The sequence below is a fragment of the Thiocystis violascens DSM 198 genome (assembly GCF_000227745.2).
GTDB lineage: Bacteria > Pseudomonadota > Gammaproteobacteria > Chromatiales > Chromatiaceae > Chromatium > Chromatium violascens.
In genome coordinates this window covers 4,928,271-4,950,704 of the sequence record NC_018012.1, presented here as the reverse complement: position 1 = coordinate 4,950,704, position 22,434 = coordinate 4,928,271, and the positions used below count along the sequence as shown (strand labels likewise).

The following is a 22,434-nucleotide window of genomic DNA, read 5'->3' as shown; positions in this document are numbered from 1 at the left end:
TGCTTCTTCGCACCAGTAGCACCAAGGGGGATCGCATGTGGCGTAACACCGAAGAAACCTATGGCCTGGTCGCCGTGCTGCTGCACTGGCTGGTCTCGGTCGTTGTGTTCGGGCTGTTCGCGCTGGGACTCTGGATGGTCGAGCTGACGCCGCTGATGACCGCGCTGCTGCGTCTCGGCTGGCGGCTGATCAACCCCAGGCCGCGCCCGGAGCCGGGGCAGTCGCCGCTTCTGCTGTGGCAGCTCGGCATGGCGGCCGAATGGGCAGAGGTCGATCAGCGACCCCATCCGGGAAACGGCAAGCGACGCATCGATTCGCGCCACTTCCTGGCTTGTTCATCGTTCGTCCTGGAGAGCTTCCGCACCATCCTGGATGAGCTGATTCCAACCATCGACCACCCTGGTGGCGAATAATCACGACGCACGACTGACCGATGGCCTCGGCGCGTGAAGCCCTTCATGGTTCGAGAACCTCACCACGAACGGCTTCAGAGACACCACGAACGGCTTCAGAGGCACCATGAACGGCTTCAGTGAGGTGATTTCCGGAAAAAGAAGTACCGCCAAGGGGGCGACTTTGAGACTCCGCTGAACCAGTCGGACCAGCCGATTGGTGAGCGGCAGCGACTCCAGCAGATGCGGTGTTCCGGTCTCGGTCTCTCTGACGCAGCGCTCTAGGGCGATGGTATCGGCAGGGTCCGTGCGACTGGCGAAGACGAAGGGAGCCGCTGGATCGCAGAGCGGGATGTCGCCGGAGCGCGCTGGATCTGGCTCGGCCTCATCGGCCATGTCGAAGGATTCACCGCCGTCACTTGCCGCGTCCGCGTTTGCGTCTTCACTGACATCAGGCGCGGACGCCAAGTCCGCGCCGGCCGTTTCCAGCACGGGCGCTGCGTCCAACTGTTCCGCGCTGTCGACGCCCGCCTCACCCGGCATGACAAGCGAATCGCCTGGCGCCGCGGGGTCGGTCGATAAATCGGGGATCAGGGTTCCCGGAGCCTCCGGTCGAGCGGCCGTTTCCGCCTCCAGACTCGCTCGGCTTGGGGTTCCCGAAGGCCCAGGCGTCCCCGCGATCACGAACAGGAAGAGCATCGCCGTTATCCCCAGCCAGAGCTTACCCGCCACCGGCCACTCGCGCAGACGCTGCTCGGCGTCGCCCACCGGTTGGTCAAAGATCAGGCTGTAGACATCGGTCGCAACGCGTTCGAGCCTGCCATAAAGCCGGCTCCAGGGACGCCAGAGGGTCTGCCCGAGCCACACCAGGACGCGCGGCAGCGGCGTGGCCAGCACCAGCAGATCGCCGGGGGAAATCGGACCGATCAGCCGCTTGAACCAGTTCGGATAGCGCATGGCCAGTGCGCCGATGACGACGGCGATGCCGACCCCGGCCCCCAGGGTTGCCGCATTGGTGAGCCAGGCCGCCTGGTTTGCCCAGCAGGAAGGGAAAGAGCAGGACCAGGGTGATCAGCAGCGCCCAGGCGCGCTGGGCCAGGCATAGCCCGACTGCGGATCGGACGCTGATCCAGAGGAAGCGCGCCATCAACAGGGTGGTCGCGACTGCGGACAAGGCGACCGCCGCCGCCAGCCAGGTCCAGTTGGCGGCATCGAGCAGCGGCTTGATGCCATATTTCGTCACAGCACCGCTGGTCAGCGGCGCGCCGGCGAGCGCCAGCGCGAGGATGACCAATCCGCCAAGCACCAGCGGTTGCGCGAGCGCGGCGGACTTGCGCAACCCCACGCCGAGAAAGAGACCGCCCTTGACCAGCGCATGATACGCCGCATAGAGGGTGATGGCGGCAATGCCAACCGGGGCCAATGCCGGGTCGCTCAGGATCAAACCCAGCAGCAGCATCAGCAGACCCATCTTGCTGACACTCGAATAGGCGAGGATGACCTTCGGATCCGACTGCGTCATGCCGATCGGCAGGGCGAAGAACATGGTCAGCAGACCAACCGCGCTCAGCCAGGCGCCCCAGTCGGCGAGCGCCACCGCGCCGACCGGCAGGAAACGCAGCCAGCCCAGGATGGCGACCTTGATCATAGTGCCGCTGAGCACGGCGCTCGCGGCGATCGGCGCCGCCGGATGCGCGAGCGGCAGCCAGAGATGCAGCGGGACCATGCCCGCCTTGACGCCCAGTCCGACCAGCAGGAGCCCGATCGCCAGGCCATCGAGGCCGACCAGTTGCGCGGCGGTAGGCACAAAGGTGCCCGCGTGATTCGCGATCATGACCAGCGCGGCAAAGAGGGCAGGGCAATCGCATCAAGCGCTGCTAACATTAGCGGGTACCGATGTATCAGCGTCGCCCTTCCTCTGAGAGGTTGTGAAGAAATCGATTTTCGCCCAGTGATGGCGACAGCGCTGCCCTTTGTGCTGCGCGCAGAGCCGCGAGGCGGAGAGGAAGCCATCATCGGGAAATGGGGCGATCAATCGGCAGAGATCGGCAGAGATCGGCAGAATTCGCGCCGAAACCGACGACATTATTTATAATCAGTGCCTTATGCGGTTACTGTGGTTCCGCTAGACGCGCCTTTCCCGTCGCCCAGCAGACTCGGCGCCAAGGCGAGTGTACGCATGAGATTGTGGGCGAGGGCATGCAGCAGGAGCACACAGCGGACTTTGGCGGCACCACGCACCCGCAGTCGGGTCAGGCCGCGTTCGCGCGCCTGGGCGTTGACGCATTCGGCGGTGGCTGCCCGCTTTTTGTAGATCGCCTTGGCCGCGTCCGTTCCCATGCGTTCACGCCAGGCGCCGACGGCGGCGCTGTCGCCGTCCTTGGCGACATGCGGGTCGGTGGCGGCATCTTTCGGTTTGGGCACCGGAGCGTAGACTAAGGTGTGCGCGCCGGCGCGATCCAATTGGTCATGGGCCGGATAGCCACCGTCGACCAGCCACTCATCGGGGCTCTGTCCGCAACGCTCCTCGACCTGCTCGATCATGGGTAGGAGTTGCGCCATGTCGGTGCCGACGGTAACCGCCGCGACACCGACGACGACTTGGCTGGCGGTGTCGGTGGCGTATTGACCGTTGTAGGCGGGACGGAAGCCCCCGTCGCCCATCTTCATGACCGTGGCTTCGGCATCGGTGGTGGAGGCCCGCGCCTGCTCGCGCGGCTTGCCTTGCTTGGCCTTGATCTCGGCCAGTTCGGGCAACCGCTCCAGCGCCTGCTCGATGCGCTCCCGGCGCTCCCGCGCGGCCCGCTCGCGCGCCGCCTGTTGGCGCCGGGTCCGCGCCCCGGAGTTCTCTTCGGCCTGCTGCTTGAGGGCGGCAACCTGCGCCCGCGCCTCTTCCAGGCACCGCTCCAGCGTCTCACCGCGCCGAAACGAGGCCGCGCCGGCACTGGCGCGGATGCGCACGCCGTCCTGTGCGACCCGCTTGAGGGTCACGGCCCCCACCGCCATCAGGGCCGCGACACTGTCGGTCAGCACCGCCTCGAACGTCTCGCCATGGGCGCTGCGGAAATCCGACAGAGTGTGATGGTTGACCTGCACGCCGCCGCAGATCCAGCGATAGGCATCATGCGCTTGGGTCAGGCGCGCCACGCTTCGCGCCGTGCCCACCCCATCGAGCGTGGCATAGAGCCACAGGGCGAACAGGATCTCCGGGGCGATCGCGGTGCGCCCACTGCCGCCTTCCACCGCGCGGATGTCGGCGTACATCCGGCTCAAGTCGGCCTGTTCCACCCAGGCCCAGACAACCCGCGCCCGGTGCTCTTCGGGCAGCAGCGAGTCCAGGTCGCTCGGGCGCAGTTCCCGTTGCGTCCGGTTGGGCCAGCGCACCCGCGCCACCCCGGGGGGCGGCGCCTGACGCTGCTCGGCCTGGGCCAGCAGGTCCGGGACGCCGTCGAACAGGCCAGGTTGGAGATCATCCGCCATCGTTTGCTCGCCGGGGGCCATTGCTTCGATGGGGCTATTTTACCGCCCCCCAGGAGCAGCGGCCAGGCCGCGAGGTTTTTTCACAGCCTCTGAGAGGGTGTAGACAAAATCAAACCGTTGTGGTCAACCGCCGCAGCAGGATGCGCGCCTCCGCCAGCCAAACCCAGGTTTCGGAGACCGCTGGCAGACGGTCATGATGCATGATCAATCGACGGGCACGCTCATTCCACGCATGGGTGCGCTCGACAACCCAGCGCTTCGGCAGCGGAACGAAGCCGTCGGCGTTGGCGATCACCACTCGGTCAGGCGCCCCGTCCACGTGCCAGGAGCCAACGCTTTTGTTGGCTGGATGGCGCACGACTTCCACGCGGATCGCGTGGGTCTGCTCGGTGGTTTGGGCAAATTGACCGGCGTAGGCGCTATCGACAAACAGCGTGTTGATCTGGGGGTACTTGGCGGCCGCGTCAGCGACGGCGCCCGAGGCGGCATCGCGGTCCTGAAGATTGGCCGCGACCACGCTCACCGCCAACACGAACCCCAAGGTATCGACCACCAGGCTGCGCTTGCGCCCCTTGACCTGCTTGCCCGCATCAAAGCCGCTCGGTCCACCCTGCGGCGAGCCGCGGGTCGATTGCGCATCCAGCACCGCCGCCGTCGGCGCGATCTCACGCCCCTCGCGTTCGCGCCATTGCCCCCGCAGTCGATCATGCATCTGCTCAAACTTCCCAGCCGCACTCCAACGGCGAAACGTCTTGTAGACATTCTGCCAAGGCGCGAAATCGTGCGGCAGCATCCGCCACGCGCACCCCGTGCGCACCACGTAGCAACACGCCTCCAGGATGCTCCGGCGCGACACGCGGGGCGGTTGACCCCGCCCGCCCGGCATCTCAAAGAGAGCGGCGACCAAGTCCCACTCCGCATCGGTCAGACAACTTGGGTAGCTTTGGTCGGGGTCGTGGCGACGATGCGCATCCGTATACCCATACCGACGCGGCGTTGCGCGCGCTTGCGCCTCGAGACCACTCTCGCCCCGGAGGCGCGTGACGCCCGCCTCCCGCAAGGACTTGCGAATCGTTGCTTCATGAGCCTCGATTCCCGTCCGTGCCGCGAGTTCCCGGGCAATCTCTGACAGCGTGGAGGTCGGGCGATCCGTGACAATTTGACGCAATACCGCTTGCTCCGCCTCGTGAATCTTGGGGGGACGACCAGCTTTCGACATCAGCGCACACCAGCTCAGTTGTAGACTGGTATACAAATAGCAGCTCAATTATTTTTGTCTACACCCTCTCAGGCGATGTCCCACTGCCATTAAGTTTAAGCCGTGCGTGGTGAGGCCCTCGAACCATGAACGGCTTAACTTCATGGCAGTGAGGCGATGTCCGGGAGAGACGTTACCGGGTGTCTGTTCGTCCCGAACCTTTCGGCGTCGCTCGGGAGAGCCTTTTCAAGAATCAAGTATTCTGGGGTCATGAAATTGGATTTCCTTCCTGATCCGCCAGGTCCGACGGCGATGCGTTCAAACCGAAAATAATCGATTCCTCTGGACAACGCTTGCCATGCATCCACAAAACTCTTGCGTTCGGCGGAATCCGGCCCAGCCTCTGGCGGACCGGATCAAGACCTGGGGTCGACAACTGGGATTCCAGCAGATCGGCATCGCCGATACCGATCTCGGGGAGGCCGAAGCGCGTCTGCTCGACTGGCTCGCGGCCGGGTATCAGGGCACCATGGAGTATCTGGAACGACACGGCAGCCGTCGCTCCCGCCCGGCCGAACTGGTTCCCGGAACCCTGCGGGTCATCTCGGCGCGGATGGATTATCTGGTCGGGTCGCCCGACGCCATGCGGAAGGCGCTGGACGATCCGGCAAGCGCCTTCCTCTCCCGCTACGCGCTGGGGCGAGATTATCACAAGGTGCTGAGACGACGGCTGCAACGCCTCGCGGAGCGGATCGAGGCCGAGGTCGGTCCCTTCGGCTATCGGGTGTTCGTCGATTCGGCGCCCGTGCTGGAAAAGCCATTGGCCGCGAAGGCCGGGCTGGGTTGGATCGGGAAACACACCAACCTGATCCATCCGCGCGCCGGATCCTGGTTTTTCATCGGCGAAATCTACACCGACCTGCCGCTCACCATCGACGCGCCGATCCGGGATCATTGCGGCCGTTGCCATGCCTGCCTGGACATCTGCCCGACACAGGCCATCGTCGCCCCGTATCAACTGGACGCGCGACGCTGCATCTCCTACCTGACCATCGAGTTGCGCGACAGCATCCCGGAAACGCTGCGTCCGCTCATCGGCAATCGAATCTATGGCTGCGACGACTGTCAGCTTGTCTGTCCCTGGAACCGCTTCGCTCACCGGACGCGCGAGCCGGATTTCTCGCCCCGACACGGCTTGGACACCGCCACACTGCTCGAACTCTTCGCCTGGGACGAGGCGACCTTTCTGCGACGCACCGAGGGCTCGGCGATTCGGCGGATCGGTCACGTCCAATGGCTGCGTAACCTGGCCGTCGCGCTCGGCAACGCGCCGGCCTCGTCCGAGGTCACGGCCGCGCTGCGCGCGCGGGCCAGTCATCCGAGCCAGTTGGTGCGGGAGCATGTCGCGTGGGGGATGAAACGTTCCTTGGCTTGATCCGTTCGCGAATCGCCCGAACAGGGGTTGACGCCGCCGCGTTTCCGACTAAATTAATAGGTCAAGAAGTTCGTTCGATCATGGCATAAATCAAATCAATGATTGCCTATCAACTGATAGGGGAGCGCCGCACGATGATTCACTCCGGCATACAGCAGCAAACGCCCATCGGGGAGCGTCGCTTGCCACTCGATCAAGACGGATTTTTAGTCGATCCGGAACTCTGGAATCGGGGCATGGCAAAGTTCATCGCCAAACTCGATGGCGTCTGGCCGCTCGGTCCCGAGCATTGGAACATCATCTACTATCTGCGCGAGCACCGCCTGACCTATGGCGCATTGCCGCCAACCTCGCAAATCTGCCGCGCCCACGGCATGGAGCGTCACGCGGTGCAGCGGTTGTTCGGCTCCTGCCGCGAGGCCTGGCGTATCGCCGGTCTTTCGCATCCGGGCGAGGAAGCGCTGAACTACATGACGTGACGCCCGCGCGTCGACAGGCGGATGGCGGAAGTCAGTTCGCCTCCAACCCTTCCACCCGCTGAAACCCGCGCGGTAACAGGCGTCCGCGCCGGCCGCGTTCGCCCTGATAGATCTCCAGGTCGGCCGGCTTGAGCGTGAACTCGCGCTTGCCGGACAGGATTTTCAGACTGCCCCCCGCCGGCACCACGGCGAGCGCCACCATGACTTCCTCGCGCGCCGCGACTTTCGCGGTCGGAATCCCGATGATTTTGTTGCCCTTGCCGCGCGCCATCTCGGGCAGTTCGGAGACCGGAAACACCAGCAGATAACCCGCGCTGGTAGTCGCCGCCAGCCGCGCGCCGACGGCGTCGCCAAGCGGAACCGGAACCGGAACCAGCACATTGGCGCCCGGCGAGAGACTGATGATCGCCTTGCCGGCCTTGGGCTTGGCGAACAGATCCTCCATCCGGGCGATGAACCCATAGCCCGCGTCCGAGGCGAGCACATAGCGGCTCTCCGGCAAATCTCCGAGCACGGCGACGAAGCGGGCGCCCGGCGGCGGATCGAGTCGGCCGGTCAGCGGTTCGCCCTGCCCGCGCGCCGAGGGGAGTCCGTTGGCCGGGAGCGAATAACCGCGCCCCGTCGAATCCAGAAAAACCACGGTCTGATGACTGCGGATGCGCGCGGCACCCAGAAAACGGTCGCCCGAGCGATAACTGAGTCCAACCACGTCCACTTCGTGCCCCTTGGCGGCACGAATCCAACCCATCTCGGACAGAACGACGGTCACCGGCTCGCTGGGCGCCAGTTCGTTCTCGTCGATCGCGCTGGCGGCGCTGCGCGCGACCAGCGGCGAACGACGCGCGTCGCCATATTTCTCGGCATCGGCGGCGATCTCGTCGCGGATCAGCGTTTTCAGTCTGCCTTCATCGCCCAGAATCCGCTGCAACCCATCGCGTTCCTTGGCCAGTTCCGCCTGCTCGGCGCGGATCTTCAGCTCTTCCAGCCGCGCGAGCTGGCGCAGTCGGGTGTTCAGCACATAGTCGGCCTGAGCGTCGGATAGGGCGAAGCGGGTCATCAGAACCGGCTTGGGCTCGTCCTCGGCGCGCACGATGCGAATCACCTCGTCGAGATTCAGAAAGGCGATCAGCAGACCGTCCAACAGGTGCAAGCGTTCGAGCACCTTGTCCAGACGATGCTGCAAACGCCGGCGCACGGTCTCGGTGCGGTAGGTCAGCCATTCGACCAGGATGTCGCGCAGGCTCATGACCCGCGGGCGGCCGTTCAGGCCGATCACGTTCATGTTCACCCGATAGCTGCGCTCCAGATCGGTGGTCGCGAACAGATGCGACATGAGGCGTTCGACATCGACCCGGTTGGAGCGCGGCACGATGACGAAGCGGGTCGGGAATTCATGGTCGGACTCGTCGCGGAAGTCCTCGATCATCGGCAGTTTCTTGGCGTTGAACTGCGCGGCGATCTGCTCCATGACCCGGCTGCCCGAGACCTGATAGGGCAGCGCCGTGATGACGATCTCGCCCCGCTCGATCTCGTAGCGGGCGCGCTGTTTCACGCTGCCGCCGCCGCTCCGATAGAGCTTCAGAAGTTCATCCGGCGGGGTGACGATCTCGCCGGCGGTCGGAAAATCCGGTCCCGGAATCAGTCGGACCAGATCCTCGACCGTCGCGTCGGGGTGTTCGAGCAGATGCCGACAGGCCGCCGCCACCTCGCGCAGATTGTGCGGCAGGATGTCGGTCGCCATGCCGACGGCGATCCCGGTGGTGCCATTGAGCAGCAGATTCGGCAGACGCGCGGGCAGCAGCCGGGGCTCCTCCAGCGTTCCGTCGAAGTTGGGCTGCCAGTCGACCGTGCCTTGATCGACCTCGCCGAGCAGCAGTTCGGCATAGGGCGTCAGGCGCGACTCGGTATAGCGCATGGCGGCGAAGGATTTAGGGTCGTCGGGCGAGCCCCAGTTGCCCTGCCCGTCAATCAATGGATAGCGATAGCTGAAGGGCTGGGCCATCAGCACCATCGCCTCGTAACAGGCCGAATCGCCGTGCGGATGGAACTTACCCAGCACATCGCCGACGGTGCGCGCGGACTTCTTGAACTTGGCCGTCGCCGACAGACCCAGTTCGGACATGGCGTAGAGGATGCGCCGCTGCACCGGCTTGAGTCCGTCGCCCACATAGGGCAGCGCGCGGTCGAGGATGACGTACATGGAATAATCCAGGTACGCCTTTTCGGTGAAATCTTTCAGCGGGCGGCGTTCCAGGCCCTCCGCGTTATACAGCAGGGTATCCGTCATGGGTTATCTTGGATTCGGTCGCAAACAGGGCGGGCATGATGGGGCATGGATGCGCGAATCACAATAAACCGCGTTAAACCGCGCTTGGCGCGGCATGCGAACTTCGCGCTTTACGCGGTTTTGTCAGGACTTGTGAAGGTCGGAGCGGGCGCGGTTTAAGTTTTTGATTTTATATCCGACGCAACAGGTCTACCCGGTGTGGTTTGAAAAACCGCGCGCCGTCCGGCGTCAGATGACGCTCGAAGGCGGCGCGGATGTCCACCAGTCTGGCGGCGTCCAGATTGCGTTCCGTATGCGTGACCTGGATGAAGCGGGCGGCGAAGCTGTCCCAGTCGGGATAGACGCCTTCGGACTCGTAGAAGACCTCGCGCTCCAGCCGGAACAGCCTCCTGTCGATGGCGCGGCCCAGTGCCGCGAAGGCTGCGGCTCGCACCTCGCGCTCGTCATCGATCAGACGCATGATCTCATTAAAATCGCCCCAATAAACCGGCTCGGAGACATACAGCAACCCGCCCGGCGTCAGCACCCGATGGATCTCGCCGAGCGCCCGATCCATCAATTCGACGGGGACATGATGCAGCGACTTGAACATGAACACCCGGTCATAGAAGGCATCCGGATCGGCGATCGACTCAGCGCCGCCCGCGCGGAACTCGACCGCCGGCAGAGCCGCCAGGGCGAGGTTTTTCGCGTGTTGGATCGCATCGACCTCGGTCGCCGTGACCTGGGCGGCGCCAAATCGCGTCACCAGTTCGCGGGTTATCCAGGCGGCGCCGCAACCCAGTTCCAGAACCTTCAAACCCCGCACGCTGAGCAGATCCTCGATCACCTCAAGCTCGCCGCGGCGGCGATAGGCGGCGGGGTCATTGATTTGCATCGGTGGGCTGATGGACGCCATATACACTCCAGGATTTCGGTTTTCGTTTCACGGCCATCGCCGCCTATACTACGGAACTCTATCATTCGAGTCGCAAAGAGCAATTGAGGCTCGGCAATTCCCATTTTGATGTAGGAGCCCGCTTGCGGGCGATATGATCTGCCACAAACCAAAAACCTTTGGGTCTGCCACCCCTCTCGCCCGCAAGCGATTGAAGCTGACCCCCGTGACCGCCCCCTCAAATTGATCGATTCCGCCAAGAGGCATTGACCGCCTATGTTCGTCCGTCTCCTGCTGGTGCTGTTGGCGCTCGCCGCGATCGTCGCCGGTCTTGCCTTTCTCAAATACCGTCAGATCCAGGCCGAAATCGCGCTGTTCTCCCAGCCGATGCCGGCCCCGACGGTCGCCGCGGCGGTTGTGGAGACAAGCACCTGGGAACCCGCGCTGAACGCGGTCGGAACCGTGCGGGCGGTCCAGGGCGTCGACCTCAACAACGAGGTGGCGGGACAGGTCAAACAGATCCTGTTCGACTCCGGCGCCAAAGTGAAGCAGGGGCAGATCCTGCTGCGTCTGGAGGACGATGTGGACCGGGCCGAACTCGAAGGCTTGCAGGCGGCGGAGCGGCTGGCCCAGATCCAGTTGGACCGCAACCGCGCCTTGCTCAAGGATCGCGCCGTCGCCCAGGGCGATGTCGACGAGATCGCCGCCCAGCTCGATCAGGCGCGCGCTCAGGTCAAGTCCAGGCAGGCGACCATCGAGAAAAAGGCGATTCGCGCACCCTTCGCCGGTCAGTTGGGCATTCGGCAGGTGAATCTGGGGCAATATCTGGCCGAAGGTTCGGCGATCGTACCGCTCCAGGCGCTCGACCCGGTCTATGTCGATTATTCGCTGCCCGAACGGCATCTGGCCCAGTTGCGCGTCGGTCAGCCGGTCAGCGTGCGGGCGGCGCCCTACCCCGACAGAATCTTCGCGGGCACGATCCAGGCGATCAGTCCCGGCATCGATCAGGGCACTCGCAATGTGTTGATCCGTGCCCGTTTCGAGAATCCCGATCTCGCGCTACGCCCCGGCATGTTCGCCCGCGTCGCCACCCAACTGCCGGTCCAGGAACGTGTCCTCACGCTCCCCCGCGAGGCGGTCACCTTCAACACCTATGGCGATTCGGTGTTCCTGATCGAGGAAACAGACGGCAAGACCCTGGCGCAGCGTCGCCAGATCCGCACCGGCGCCGTGCGCGGGGATGAGGTCGCGGTCCTCGACGGACTGACCGAAGGGGATCGCGTCATCGTCGCCGGTCAGGTGAAACTCACCAACGGGCAGGACGTCAGCATCGTCTCGGACAGCGACGAGGCGGCCGCCGCGCCGGCGCAACCCGAATGACCTTCACCGACATTTTCATCCACCGCCCGGTGCTCGCGACTGTCGTGAGCTTGCTGATCCTGATTCTGGGGGTGCGCGCCTTCCTGGATCTGGATCTGCGTCAGTATCCCAAGACGCAAAACACCGTGGTCACCATCACCACCGCCTATCCGGGGGCGAGCAGCGATCTGGTGCAGGGATTCATCACCCAACCGCTCCAGCAGGCCATCGCCGAGGCCAACGGGATCGATTTCCTCGCGTCCACCAGCTCCGCCGGGGTCTCGGTGATCGAGGCCAACATGCGCCTCAATTACGATCCCAACGCGGCGGTCGCGGAGATCCAGGCCAAGGTCGCGAGCCAGCTCAACGTGCTGCCGGAATCCGCCCAGAATCCGGTGATCGACTCCACCACCGGGGACAGCACGGCGCTCATGTATCTGGCCTTCTACAGCGAGGAAATGGATCTGCCCCAGATCACGGATTATCTGATCCGGGTCGTGCAGCCTCAGCTTCAGGCGCTCCAGGGGATCGCCAAGGCCGAGTTGATCGGCAACAAGACCTTCGCCATGCGGATCTGGCTGGATCCGGCGCGCATGGCCGCGCTCAAGGTGACCGGCGACGAGGTGGCGCAGGTGCTGCGGACCAACAATTATCTCGCGGGTGTCGGACGGATTCAGGGCGAGCTGGTCCAGGTGGATCTGTCCGCCACGACCGATATCAGCAGCGTCGAGGACTTCCGCCGGCTGGTGGTACGCGCGGAGTCCGACACCCTGATCCGGCTCGAAGACATCGCCGAGATCGAGCTGGGCGCCGCCGACTACAACTCGACCACGCTCTACAAGGGCATCCCCGCCATCTTCATCGGTATCGAGCCCGCGCCGGGCTCCAATCCGCTCGATGTCGCCGAGCGCGTCCATGACCTGATGCCGGGCCTCAAGGCCGATTTTCCCGAGGGGCTGAACGCCTTCATCCCCTACGACGCCAGCGAGTTCATCCAGGAGTCCATCAAGGAGGTCTTCAAGACGCTGGCCGAGGCGGTGCTGATCGTGCTGCTGGTGATCTTCCTGTCGCTCGGCTCGCTGCGCGCCGCGCTCATCCCCTCGGTGGCGGTGCCGCTCTCGATCGTTGGGGCTGGATTTCTCATGCTGTTGATGGGCTTTTCCGTCAACCTGCTCACCCTACTCGCCATGGTGCTCGCCATCGGTCTGGTGGTGGACGACGCCATCGTAGTGGTGGAGAACGTGCACCGGCATCTGGAGATGGGCAAGCCGCGGATCCAGGCGGCGGTGGACGCGGCCCGCGAGCTGGCGCTGCCGATCATCGCCATGACCACCACCCTGGTCGCGGTCTATGCCCCCATCGGTTTCATGGGCGGACTGGTGGGCTCGCTGTTTACCGAATTCGCCTTCACCCTCGCCGGGGCGGTGCTAGTCTCGGGGATCGTCGCGCTCACGCTCTCGCCCATGCTGTCCGCTGCGGTGCTGCGCGAAGGCGGCCAGCAGGGGCGGTTCGAGCAGGCGGTCGAGCATTTTTTCGAGCGGCTCGCCAGCGGCTACCGGCGGTTGCTGCATGGCTGGCTGCGCTATCCCAGCGCCACCCTCCTGGTGGCTGTGGCGGTGCTCGCGGCCATCTATGGCATGTACAGCATGACCCAGAAGGAACTGGCCCCGACCGAGGATCAGAGCATTCTGTTTTTCATGGCGACCGCGCCCCAGACCGCCACCATCGACTATAACCAACGTTATGTCGCGCAAATGACCCCGCTCTTCGAAGCCTTCCCCGAGTACCAGGAGAGTTTCATCCTGGTCGGCTTCGGGGACGCCAGCACGACCTTCGGCGGCTTCAAGATGCCCCCACCGAACCAGCGGGAACGCTCGCAGATGGAAATCCAACCCCAGCTTCAGGGCGCGCTGTCCCAGATCGCCGGACTCGATACCGTCGCCTTTTCGCTCCCCAGCCTGCCGACTCCCGGCAGCGGGATGCCGGTGGAATTCGTCGTCCTCTCCGACCGGGGAGCGGAGGAACTCGCCGGCCTCGCCGACCAGTTGCTCGGCCAGGCGATGGCCAGCGGCAAGTTCATGTTTTTGATGAAGGACGTCAAGTTGGAACGGCCCCGGACCGTGCTGGAGGTGGACCGCGATCTGGCCGGCGACCTCGGGATCAGCATGCAGGATCTCGGACTCAGCCTCTCGGGCATGCTCAACGAGGACTATGTGAACTGGTTCAGCCTGGCGGGCCGCAGCTACAAGGTGATCCCCCAAGTCGAGCAGGGTTACCGCAACGATGCCGGGGAACTGCTGGACTATCAGGTGCGAACCGCCGCCGGGGAACTGGTGCCGGTCAGCGCGCTGGTGACGCTCCGCCACGAGGTCGAGCCCTCGAAGCGCGTCCAGTTCCAGCAGTTGAACGCTGTCACGCTCTCCGGCGTCATGACCCCCGGCGTCACCCTGGGCGATGCGCTGGACTACCTGGAGCAGGAAGCGCGCGGTCTCTTTCCGCGCGGCGCGCGCATCGACTACAAGGGCGAATCGCGCCAGTTCAAGCGCGAAGGCGCTGCGCTGGAGGTCACTTTTTTCCTGTCACTGCTGATCATCTATCTGGTCCTGGCGGCCCAGTTCGAGAGCTGGCGCGACCCCTTTGTCATCCTGATGTCGGTGCCCCTGTCGCTCGCCGGCGCCATGGCGTTTCTGTTCCTGGGTTTCGCCAGCATCAACATCTACACCCAGGTCGGGCTCATCACCCTGATCGGACTGGTCGCCAAAAATGGGATCTTGATCGTGGAATTCGCCAATCAGCTCGGCGAGCGCGAGGGACTCGCCAGACGCGAGGCGATCGAGCAGGCTTCGGCCATCCGGCTGCGCCCCATCCTGATGACGACGGTTTCGATGCTGGTCGCCATGATCCCGCTCCTCACCGCCAGCGGTCCGGGCGCGGTCAGCCGCTTCGACATCGGGCTGGTGATCGTCACCGGGCTTGGCATCGGCACGGTCTTCACGCTGTTTGTCGTGCCTGCGTTTTATCTGCTGCTCTCGCCGACGAGTCATCGACGCATCGGCGAGGAACAGGGCTCCGCGCACACTATCTGACCACTGATCAATTCCTGGAGACCTGACGATGAAGTCACAAAAACCCCTCGATCGCTGGCTGTCGACGCTCTTTCATTACATCGAAAAGGCGGTTCTGGTCGGTGTCGGCGCACTGGCGCTCGTCGGCATCGGCCAACTCATCCAAGGCATCTATCAGAATGGACAGGTCAAACTGGAAGACCTGCTTCTGATGTTCATCTTCATCGAGATCATGGCGATGGCGAACGTCTACTTCATCCGACGGTCCGTGCCCTTCACCTATCCCATGTTCATCGCCGTCACCGCGCTCTCGCGGCTGATCGTGCTCCAGGGCAAAAACATCGCCCCCGAGAACCTCCTCTACGAGAGCGGCGCGATCCTGCTGGTCAGTCTCGCGATCCTCATCATCCGCTTCAGTCAACGCTATAGCGCGGCCGCCATCGAGACCGAGGAAACCGAGGACGAGAAGCATGGCTGAAGGCTCGCGACACCGCTCGACAGCATCACGAAAGTTCAGTGGATCGCGGTTTACTTGAGGTAACCGGGCACCACGAAATCGAGATCCGTGGCCGATATCCCAAGTTTCTTGAGTCCCTCGCGCGCGCACACGCTGTCCACCTGAAGCGACAGATAGTTGTCCAGGGTGAATGGCTTGCCCGGCAAGCGTTGAAAGATACTTGCCTGAAGCCGCGACAGCCGATCGTCGAGCCCCATCACCCAGATCTCGCGTCCGATCCGCTCGCCGGTATAGACGACCAGTTCGCGGAGCGAGAAGGCGCGCGGGCCGCAGAGTTCGTAGGTCTTGCCATGGGTGTCAGGGTCATCCAGACAACGCAGCATGGCCTCCACCACATCCCCGACGTAGACGGGCGCGAAACGAGCATCCGGACAGGCGAGCGGAAAGAGACCGGGGAGCAGTCGCAACAGCCCAGCGAAGTGGTTGAAGAAGCTATCTCCGGGGCCGAAGATGACCGACGGGCGGAAGCTGGTCACCGCCAGCCCCTCCCCCGCCGCCGCGAAGGCCAGCGCCTCGCCGCGACCCTTGGTTCGCAGATAGTCGCTGGGGCCGCTCTCGGCGTTCGCGTGCAGCGCGCTCATGTGCAGATAGCGCGTCACGCCGGCCTGAAGCGCGGCGCGGGTCGCGGTCTCCACCGTCCGCACATGGGTCTGCTCGAACGTCCGCCCGCCGCCTTCATTGAGAATGCCCGCCAGGTTGATCAGAACCGTGCAGCCGGCCATCGCCTCGGCCAGTGGCGCCGTCTCCCAACCCGCGACCTCGCACAGCTCGCAGCCCGGAATCAGTTGCAGATGACGCTGCCGGTGCGGATGGCGCGTCGGCACGCCATCCCGGCGCGGGACAGACGGTTCAACAGGTGCTGGCCGACGAAGCCGGTTCCTCCAAGGACAAAGACGCGGTGATGTTTCATCTCAGTAATGACTCATGTAGGGGTGCTGGAACGCCGATTCGCCGCGTTGCGGTGCGATCGCGCGATTGAGTGCTCAGGATGCCATCACGGTTGAGCAGGTGTCGCGTATTATAGCCACCGCGCCTCAACGCTCTTGACGCTGTTTCTTCCTCAACCCTCAGGCCCAAACCGTTTCGCAAGCGACCAGATGCCAGCCGTCGAACTCTCCGCCTATCTGACGATCGGCATCCTGTCGGGTCTGCTCGCCGGACTCTTTGGGGTCGGCGGCGGCGTGGTCATCGTGCCCGCCCTGATCCTGATCTTTACCCGAATGGACATCGGTGGAGACTGGATACCGCATCTGGCGGTGGGCACCTCGCTGGCGACCATCATCGGCACCGGGGCCGCCTCCACCCGCGCCCATCATCGCCGCGGCGGCGTCCGTTGGGATCTGGTGGCCCGGCTGGCGCCCGGCATTTTGCTGGGAACCTGGGCCGGGGCGGGACTGGTCGCGATCATCCCGGAATGGTGGTTGAAACGGCTCTTTGCGGGATTTCTGGTCGTGGTGAGCCTGCGCATGCTGATCCGCTCAGCGCCGCAACGCAGCGCCCCGCTGCCTGGAACAGGCCGTCTGTGGGCGGTCGGCGGCGGGATCGGGATGCTTTCCGCGCTGGTCGGGATCGGCGGCGGCACCATGACCGTGCCTTTCCTGAACCGCCATGGGCTGGAGATGCGTCAGGCGGTCGGCACCTCCGCCGCCGTCGGTCTGCCCATCGCGATCGCGGGCGCCATCGGCTTGATCCTGGCCGGTTGGGGGCGCGGCGGGCTCCCCGCGTTCAGCACCGGCTTCGTCTATTGGCCGGCGGTCGGGGTCATGCTGCTCGCCAGCATGCCGGCCGCGCCGCTCGGGGCTCGTCTCGCCCATGCCTTGCCGGTCGATCTTCTGAAACGTCTCTTCGGGCTCTTGCTGCTCGCGGTCGCGCTCCGACTCGCGTTCAGCGACTGAGCGATTCGCGTCCCTGTCCAAGCACCAGACGCCGATAGAGAAAAACCTCGCCGCTCTGACTACGCAGCACAAGGCGGCCCTGATCGAGCGCGAATTCGAACGTCTGGGTGAAGTTCTCCCGCGAGTTGGTCAGCTCGATACGGGTTGGTCCGATGCCAATCCCGCCCTCGATAAAACCGTCGCAGGCGGAGTAAATCCGATAGAACGCACCCTGCACGATGAGCAAACCGCCCTGGTTGTCCTCCCAGACGCCTTCCAGCGACGAAGCGCCCCAGGGCATCGCCCCGACCCCGCCGGACAGCGGCAGGCTCTGGGAGAAACGATCCGCCATCTGATTCATCTGCGCGCCGCCGGGCATGGTCTGACCGCCAGGAACGGCGCCAAAGGGCGAAGGCAGGCCCGTCATCCCCGGCATGCTCATAGGATTGTAGGGCATCGCCTGACCCATGGCGGGCATGCCCGCGCCCGGCCCGCCCACGCCGGTATTGGCGAACCCCATCGATTCCATCATGCGCGCGATCGCATTGGCCATGGCCTCGGCCATCGTCTGCTCGGCAAGCGCGCCCCCCGTTAGACCGAGCGAGAGCGCCAGCGCCAAGATAAATCGCGCGACGAGCGGAAGTGAACGGCGATACGCGATCGACATCATCAGAATTTCAACCAAGGGTATGGAGAACGAGACAAAACCGGGACGGAGATGCGCGGGGATGACGGCCGACCGGCCAGGCTAACGCCGTTTTATAGCCTTTGGCACGGACGCCGCTTGGCCGTGAAGCCCATCGACCACCGCTCCAACGCCTGACCAAAACGCCCTCGGAAAACCGGGCGTGTTGCGTTGTGCGGTTCATCTTTCACATCGGCAACCCAAGATGCAGCTTGATCGCGTCTTCGACGGCCAGCAGATCCGTCTTGGATAAGACGTCAAGCCGAGTTTTCAGCCGCGATTTATCGGCCGCCATGATCTGATCGGCCATGGCTTTGCTGGTCTGACCCGCGACGGTCACCAAGGCTTCGCTGGGATACTGGCGTCCGGTCTGGCTGGTTAGTGGGACAACGACGACCCGCGCCAGATGCCGATTTGCCGCATCGTTGCTCACGATCACCCCTGGGCGCGTTTTGCGGATCTCACTGCCAACCGAGAGGTCGAACTCGACCCACCACACCTCACCGCGCGTCATCGGCGACGTCCCGCGCGAGCGCGTCACACCATTCCTGCGCCTCCGCTTCGCGCACCGCATCCGCCGCCATGGCCTGATAACCGTCATCCAGACTGGTATCCAGCACATGCGGTCGCACCAAGTCCTCGATGAACTGGCTCATGCGCCGCTTGCCCACGCGCCGGTACAGCCCCTCATAGACCGCTTCGTCAAGTGTGATGGTCATGCGTTTATGCATCCTGGCCCCCATAAAGTCTTATGCGCATAACGCATTTTAGCGACTGTTGTCCCTCGGTGCCAGAGGCCGTTCGGTGACGATTGGAGGTTCAGGGCTCCAGGCGCGCCTCGCGCCAGAAACCGGCCGCCGGCACCGGTGGCAACAGTTCGCTCAGGCGCACCGGCGCAAGCCCCAGGCGATCCGCATAGATCACGCGATAGGTCAGGACGCGCTCCACATACGCGCGCGTCTCGGCAAAGGGGATCCGGGCGATCCAGAGATCCGCGTCGAGGCAGTCCTCGGGCAGCCAGCGCGCGACCCGGCTCGGTCCCGCGTTATAGGCCGCCGTGGCGAGCGCGGCATGCCCGAAGCGATCGCGCATCCGTGCCAGATAGCTACTGCCGAGCGCGATGTTCAGAGCGGGGTCGAGCAATGACCAGCGCGAGGGCGCGTCCAGGTCCAGATCCGCCGCGACCTCCGCCGCGGTTGCGGGCATCAGTTGCATCAACCCGATGGCGCCGGCGTTTGAGGCGATCGTGCGCGCGAAGACGCTCTCCTGACGCATCACCGCAAAGATCCAGGCGGCATCGATCCCGGTCTGCCAGGCCTGCTCGGTCACCAGTTCCCGATAGGTCACGGGAAAGCGCAGGTGTAGGTCGTCCCAGTAACCGGTGCGCGCCAGCGTGAAGATGGCCTGATCATGCCAGCGCAGCGCATCGGCGATCACGGCCGCCGCCAGCAGATCCGGCGCTTCCAGATTCCGGGTCAGGGCGCGCCATTCGCGGCGGATATCGGTCTCACGCCCCAATGGATGCAGTTCCCGAATCCGCTGAAACGCCGGCGTGAGGACGAGACGGCGAATCCGCGCCGGCTCCGCCGGGGTCGGCGCATGGTCCAGACGATAGGGTTGTCCGATCCGGTCCGCCGCCATGAAGCCCCAGAAACCGCGTTGGCGTGCCGCCTGCTCGAAACTGGCTTGAGCCGCCGCCGCGTGGCCAAGCCGCTCCTCGGCGCGTCCCTGCCAGTAGAGCCAGCGGTCGCGTTTCTCCTCGCTGTCCGGCATGCGCGCGATCCACTTGGCCACCCAGTCCCACGCGATCAGCTCGATGGCGGCGCGCAAACGCGCCTCCTGTTCCGGGAGATTCTCCCCGGTCTCCCGCAGACCGTCCCAATAGGCAAGCCCCAGACGCTCGCCGGTGCGCGCGAGCGCGCGACCCACCGCGGCATGGGCACGGTCGAGCGCCGCCGGGTCGACCGCCAGCGCCTCGCGCCACTGCATCAGCGCCAAGGCCGCGTCATCCGGCGCGCGCCGCGCCAGCCGGACAATCCCATGGGCCAGGATCGCCGCGCGCAGCGGATGCTCCCTGGAAAATCCCACCGTCTCCAGCATCCGGGCGGGATCCCGATCCACGTCCAGCCAGCGTTCCAGCCAGGGACGCTCGGCCTCGGGCAGAAGCGTCCCAAGCCCACGGGCCAATCCGGTCTCGCCGGACTCCATCGCCAACCGGATACGCCGCCAGGTCAACCCGGGCGTCAGATGACCGGCCTGCCGCCAGGCCGCGAAGACGGAATCGCAGGCATCCGGCCGCGAGCGCGCCGACAGCCAGACCGATTCGACCTGGGGCATGGCCTCCTCGGCGCGGCCGGACTCGATCAGCGCACGCAGATACAAACAGCGGCGTTCCACCGACTCGTCCGCCCGATAGACCCGCGCATAATCGGTCCAGCGTCCGGCATCGGCGAGCCGGCGCAGATAGGCCAGGCGCAGACGGTCGGCCAGCGGCGAATCCGGATCGGCGTCGAGAAAGGCCTCGATCGCGGAGTCCGGTGCCGCATTCAGGTTCCCGGTCAGATCGGCGAAGCGCAGATAGGGATAAAGGGGATACTCGCGCAGCGTTTCGACAAGCGATTCGAAACGCGCCCGGTCGCCATCCTTGAGCGCCTGCTCGGCGGCGAGAAAATCATCCCGACTGTCCGCGCTGGCCGCCATTGCGGTCAACGTCAACATGCTGGCCAGCACTAGGCGCAAGACATCGGAGGCAAGACGCCGGGAAGAAGAAACGCAAGGGAGGTTGGCAGTCATCGGTAGAGTGAAATGGCGGAAACCAGTGATTGATGCGCAAGGAGATCAGTTTACCTTGACCTCCAGACTATTTTTGAGCATGGCCGCGATCCAAGGCTCGAACCATGCACGCCAGGAAGTCTGATATAAAGCAAACCGAGCCATCGCCTTTTATGTCGGTCGCCGGCAACCCGCAAACCCCCTTGTCTTTGCCCCTGAATTCCTTGCCCAAAAACGGAGAGAACTTCCATGAAAACAACCATTATCGCATTGATTTTCCTATTGATCGGCGGCTCCATCGGGGGCTTTCTGGCGCTTGGCTTCGGCATGGGGATGGGCGCCGCCAGCGGCGCGGTGATGGGCGCCCAGGCGGGAGTCTGTCTGGCGGCCGAGACTGCGCAACAGCAAGGGCTGATCGATGTCGCCGCGCAGAACAGGATCATCTCCGCCGCCATCGCAGGGATTCGCGCGCAAAGCGCCGCCGTCCCCGTCGAGGCGGGGATCGAGTGGATCGAGGATGCCGCGGGTTGCCGCAAGCTGCTCAATCAGTTCGCCCAAGGTTCCGTACAATTGTCCCCCATCCTGGGGAACCACTCATCAATCGTCGATTTCCAGAAAATCGATCCATGTCATCATGCGCGCTTGAGAATACATCGACCGATTCATTCACCTCCAACCATCAGGAGCCACCACATTGGATACGTTTATTTATCCGCGTGAAATCACTCTGTCGCGTATCACGCTGGTCCTGGGTCTGCTGGCCTGGGCGATCATCGTCGTCGGAACCATCGGCATCGCGCTGATTTACGTACTGCTGTTGTTCATCGGCTACCTGTTCGCGCAGTCGGCCTTCATCTCCTGGATCAAGGGCAATGGGGTGCGGCTGTCGGCTGAACAGTTGCCGGATCTGTACGCTAGCTACGAGACGTGCTGTACCCGTCTGGACATGAAAGAGCGTCCTGAAGCCTATCTGCTACAGGGAGAGGGCATGCTCAATGCGTTCGCAACCCGGTTCCTTGGCCGAGACTTCGTCGTCCTGCTGTCCAGCACGGTCGATGCCATGGCGCAGCATCCCGACGGCGTCAATTTCTACATCGGCCATGAATTGGGCCATATCCGCCGCAAACATCTGACCGGCTGGAAATGGCGCGCCCCGGTCCTCTGGCTGCCACTGCTGGGCGCCGCCTATTCGCGTGCGCGGGAATACACCTGCGATCGCCACGGCGCCGCTTGTTGCGGCTCGCCAGAACAGGCCGCCCGCGCCCTTGGCGCACTGGCCGCCGGCTCCGAGCGCTGGCGCGACCTGCATCTCGCGGGCTTTTCCGCACAGACCGCGCGCACGCGAGAGTTCTGGATGTCTTTCCACGAATTGATCAATGGCTACCCCTGGCTCTGCAAACGAGCGCAAGCCATCTTGCAGCCAGAAACGGCGATGCCTTCGCGCCATCCGCTAGCATGGCCGCTGGCGCTCCTGGTGCCGAATACCGGCGCTGGCGCCAGCGGTCTCCTGATCATGGTGGCGATGATCGGCATCCTCGCGGCAATCGCCATCCCTGCGTATCAGGACTACCTGACCCGTGTCCAAACGAGTGCGGCCTGGCAGGACAGCTCCCCGATCCGGGATGCTCTGGCCAGCCACTATGAGCAGCAACGAAGCGTCCCTGATTCGTTGGAATCGGTCGGCCTGGCGACGACCCTGCCCAACGGCAGCGACCTGTCGCTCAACGGCGAGAACATGGTTCTGAGTATCGCCCTGCCGGTCGGCGAGATGCTGTTGGTGCCCAGCGACAATGAGGGCGCGATCATCTGGGAGTGCCAGGCTGGAGCGGGATTGAAACCCAATGCCTTACCATCATCCTGCCGTCAGCCCTGACGGTGCAATTCAGCGCATTCTCCAATCGGTGCCGCGAACGCCCCTGGCCTTAGCGGTCCTGCCGGCTTGGGGGCGCAGGCGGCCTGCCCGCGCCCAAAAATGAGCAATACTTAAAGTTATTCCAAGGATCCATGATGTGAA

Annotated in this window: 19 protein-coding genes; 9 read left to right on the top strand and 10 right to left on the bottom strand. The window is 64.3% G+C overall.

Translation table 11 applies throughout. From position 1 onward, the window contains the following. Positions 1–35: 35 nt before the first annotated feature. Positions 36–413, top strand: coding sequence for a cytochrome b (locus THIVI_RS25950; protein WP_052315086.1), 378 nt, complete (start codon positions 36–38; stop codon positions 411–413). A 754-nt stretch (positions 414–1,167) separates the two neighbouring features. Here THIVI_RS25950 and THIVI_RS22075 read toward each other — a convergent pair. The 3 genes from THIVI_RS22075 to THIVI_RS22065 all read right to left on the bottom strand — a co-directional run bounded on the left by THIVI_RS22075 (position 1,168) and on the right by THIVI_RS22065 (position 5,091). Then, entirely contained in the window at positions 1,168–2,226 is a 1,059-nt protein-coding gene (locus tag THIVI_RS22075; RefSeq protein ID WP_014780728.1) for a proton-conducting transporter transmembrane domain-containing protein, read from the bottom strand. Positions 2,227–2,495: 269 nt separating this feature from the next. Continuing rightward, positions 2,496–3,872, bottom strand: coding sequence for an IS1182-like element ISTvi2 family transposase (locus THIVI_RS22070; protein WP_014777777.1), 1,377 nt, complete (start codon positions 3,870–3,872; stop codon positions 2,496–2,498). A gap of 109 nt (positions 3,873–3,981) precedes the next feature. Further along, entirely contained in the window at positions 3,982–5,091 is a 1,110-nt protein-coding gene (locus THIVI_RS22065) for an IS5 family transposase (RefSeq protein ID WP_041447215.1), read from the bottom strand. A gap of 337 nt (positions 5,092–5,428) precedes the next feature. On the opposite strand from THIVI_RS22065, the gene queG reads away from it, so the two are divergent. Together queG and THIVI_RS22055 are read left to right on the top strand one after the other, a co-directional pair. After that, on the top strand, positions 5,429–6,505 hold the full coding sequence (gene queG / locus THIVI_RS22060; RefSeq protein WP_014780727.1) for a tRNA epoxyqueuosine(34) reductase QueG: 1,077 nt from the start codon (positions 5,429–5,431) through the stop codon (positions 6,503–6,505). A 98-nt stretch (positions 6,506–6,603) separates the two neighbouring features. Continuing rightward, the gene (locus THIVI_RS22055; RefSeq protein WP_342610360.1) at positions 6,604–6,984 is read left to right on the top strand and encodes a TusE/DsrC/DsvC family sulfur relay protein; all 381 of its coding nucleotides are present in this window, start codon (positions 6,604–6,606) and stop codon (positions 6,982–6,984) included. A gap of 31 nt (positions 6,985–7,015) precedes the next feature. Here the strand turns inward: THIVI_RS22055 and parC are convergent, their stop codons facing one another. Next, positions 7,016–9,271 carry a DNA topoisomerase IV subunit A gene (gene parC / locus THIVI_RS22050; protein WP_014780725.1) on the bottom strand — a complete coding sequence of 752 codons (2,256 nt, stop codon included), beginning with the start codon at positions 9,269–9,271 and terminating at the stop codon, positions 7,016–7,018. Between the two features lie 169 nt (positions 9,272–9,440). Then, positions 9,441–10,169: a class I SAM-dependent methyltransferase gene (locus THIVI_RS22045; protein ID WP_014780724.1), complete on the bottom strand. Its 729-nt coding sequence runs from the start codon at positions 10,167–10,169 to the stop codon at positions 9,441–9,443. Between the two features lie 255 nt (positions 10,170–10,424). Here THIVI_RS22045 and THIVI_RS22040 point away from each other — a divergent pair, with 255 nt between their 5' ends. The 3 genes from THIVI_RS22040 to THIVI_RS22030 are packed head-to-tail and all read left to right on the top strand — an operon-like array spanning position 10,425 to position 15,050. After that, positions 10,425–11,528: an efflux RND transporter periplasmic adaptor subunit gene (locus tag THIVI_RS22040; RefSeq protein WP_014780723.1), complete on the top strand. Its 1,104-nt coding sequence runs from the start codon at positions 10,425–10,427 to the stop codon at positions 11,526–11,528. Continuing rightward, positions 11,525–14,593, top strand: coding sequence for an efflux RND transporter permease subunit (locus tag THIVI_RS22035; protein ID WP_014780722.1), 3,069 nt, complete (start codon positions 11,525–11,527; stop codon positions 14,591–14,593). Before THIVI_RS22040 ends, THIVI_RS22035 begins: the two co-directional genes overlap by 4 nt. A 28-nt stretch (positions 14,594–14,621) precedes the next feature. Then, complete coding sequence (locus THIVI_RS22030) at positions 14,622–15,050, top strand: phosphate-starvation-inducible protein PsiE (protein WP_014780721.1); 429 nt, start codon at positions 14,622–14,624, stop codon at positions 15,048–15,050. Between the two features lie 50 nt (positions 15,051–15,100). On the opposite strand, the gene THIVI_RS22025 is transcribed toward THIVI_RS22030, so the two are convergent. Then, on the bottom strand, positions 15,101–15,913 hold the full coding sequence (locus THIVI_RS22025) for a complex I NDUFA9 subunit family protein (RefSeq protein WP_342610358.1): 813 nt from the start codon (positions 15,911–15,913) through the stop codon (positions 15,101–15,103). Between the two features lie 273 nt (positions 15,914–16,186). Here THIVI_RS22025 and THIVI_RS22020 point away from each other — a divergent pair, with 273 nt between their 5' ends. After that, the gene (locus tag THIVI_RS22020; protein WP_014780720.1) at positions 16,187–16,984 is read left to right on the top strand and encodes a sulfite exporter TauE/SafE family protein; all 798 of its coding nucleotides are present in this window, start codon (positions 16,187–16,189) and stop codon (positions 16,982–16,984) included. Here THIVI_RS22020 and THIVI_RS22015 read toward each other — a convergent pair. The 4 genes from THIVI_RS22015 to THIVI_RS22000 form a co-directional block, all read right to left on the bottom strand. After that, complete coding sequence (locus THIVI_RS22015; protein ID WP_014780719.1) at positions 16,974–17,633, bottom strand: hypothetical protein; 660 nt, start codon at positions 17,631–17,633, stop codon at positions 16,974–16,976. The two genes, THIVI_RS22020 and THIVI_RS22015, sit on opposite strands and share 11 nt — an antisense overlap. Positions 17,634–17,835: 202 nt before the next feature. After that, entirely contained in the window at positions 17,836–18,162 is a 327-nt protein-coding gene (locus THIVI_RS22010; RefSeq protein WP_014780718.1) for a type II toxin-antitoxin system PemK/MazF family toxin, read from the bottom strand. Then, the gene (locus tag THIVI_RS22005; protein ID WP_014780717.1) at positions 18,149–18,367 is read right to left on the bottom strand and encodes a hypothetical protein; all 219 of its coding nucleotides are present in this window, start codon (positions 18,365–18,367) and stop codon (positions 18,149–18,151) included. The genes THIVI_RS22010 and THIVI_RS22005 overlap by 14 nt, the downstream gene beginning before the upstream one ends. A gap of 100 nt (positions 18,368–18,467) precedes the next feature. After that, a complete protein-coding gene (locus THIVI_RS22000; protein ID WP_157174544.1) occupies positions 18,468–20,366 on the bottom strand; it encodes a transglycosylase SLT domain-containing protein in 1,899 nt (632 codons plus the stop codon). A 303-nt stretch (positions 20,367–20,669) separates the two neighbouring features. Here THIVI_RS22000 and THIVI_RS24175 point away from each other — a divergent pair, with 303 nt between their 5' ends. After that, on the top strand, positions 20,670–21,140 hold the full coding sequence (locus tag THIVI_RS24175; RefSeq protein WP_014780715.1) for a hypothetical protein: 471 nt from the start codon (positions 20,670–20,672) through the stop codon (positions 21,138–21,140). Continuing rightward, the gene (locus THIVI_RS21990) at positions 21,115–22,293 is read left to right on the top strand and encodes a M48 family metalloprotease (RefSeq protein WP_014780714.1); all 1,179 of its coding nucleotides are present in this window, start codon (positions 21,115–21,117) and stop codon (positions 22,291–22,293) included. Before THIVI_RS24175 ends, THIVI_RS21990 begins: the two co-directional genes overlap by 26 nt. Positions 22,294–22,434 lie beyond the last annotated feature (141 nt).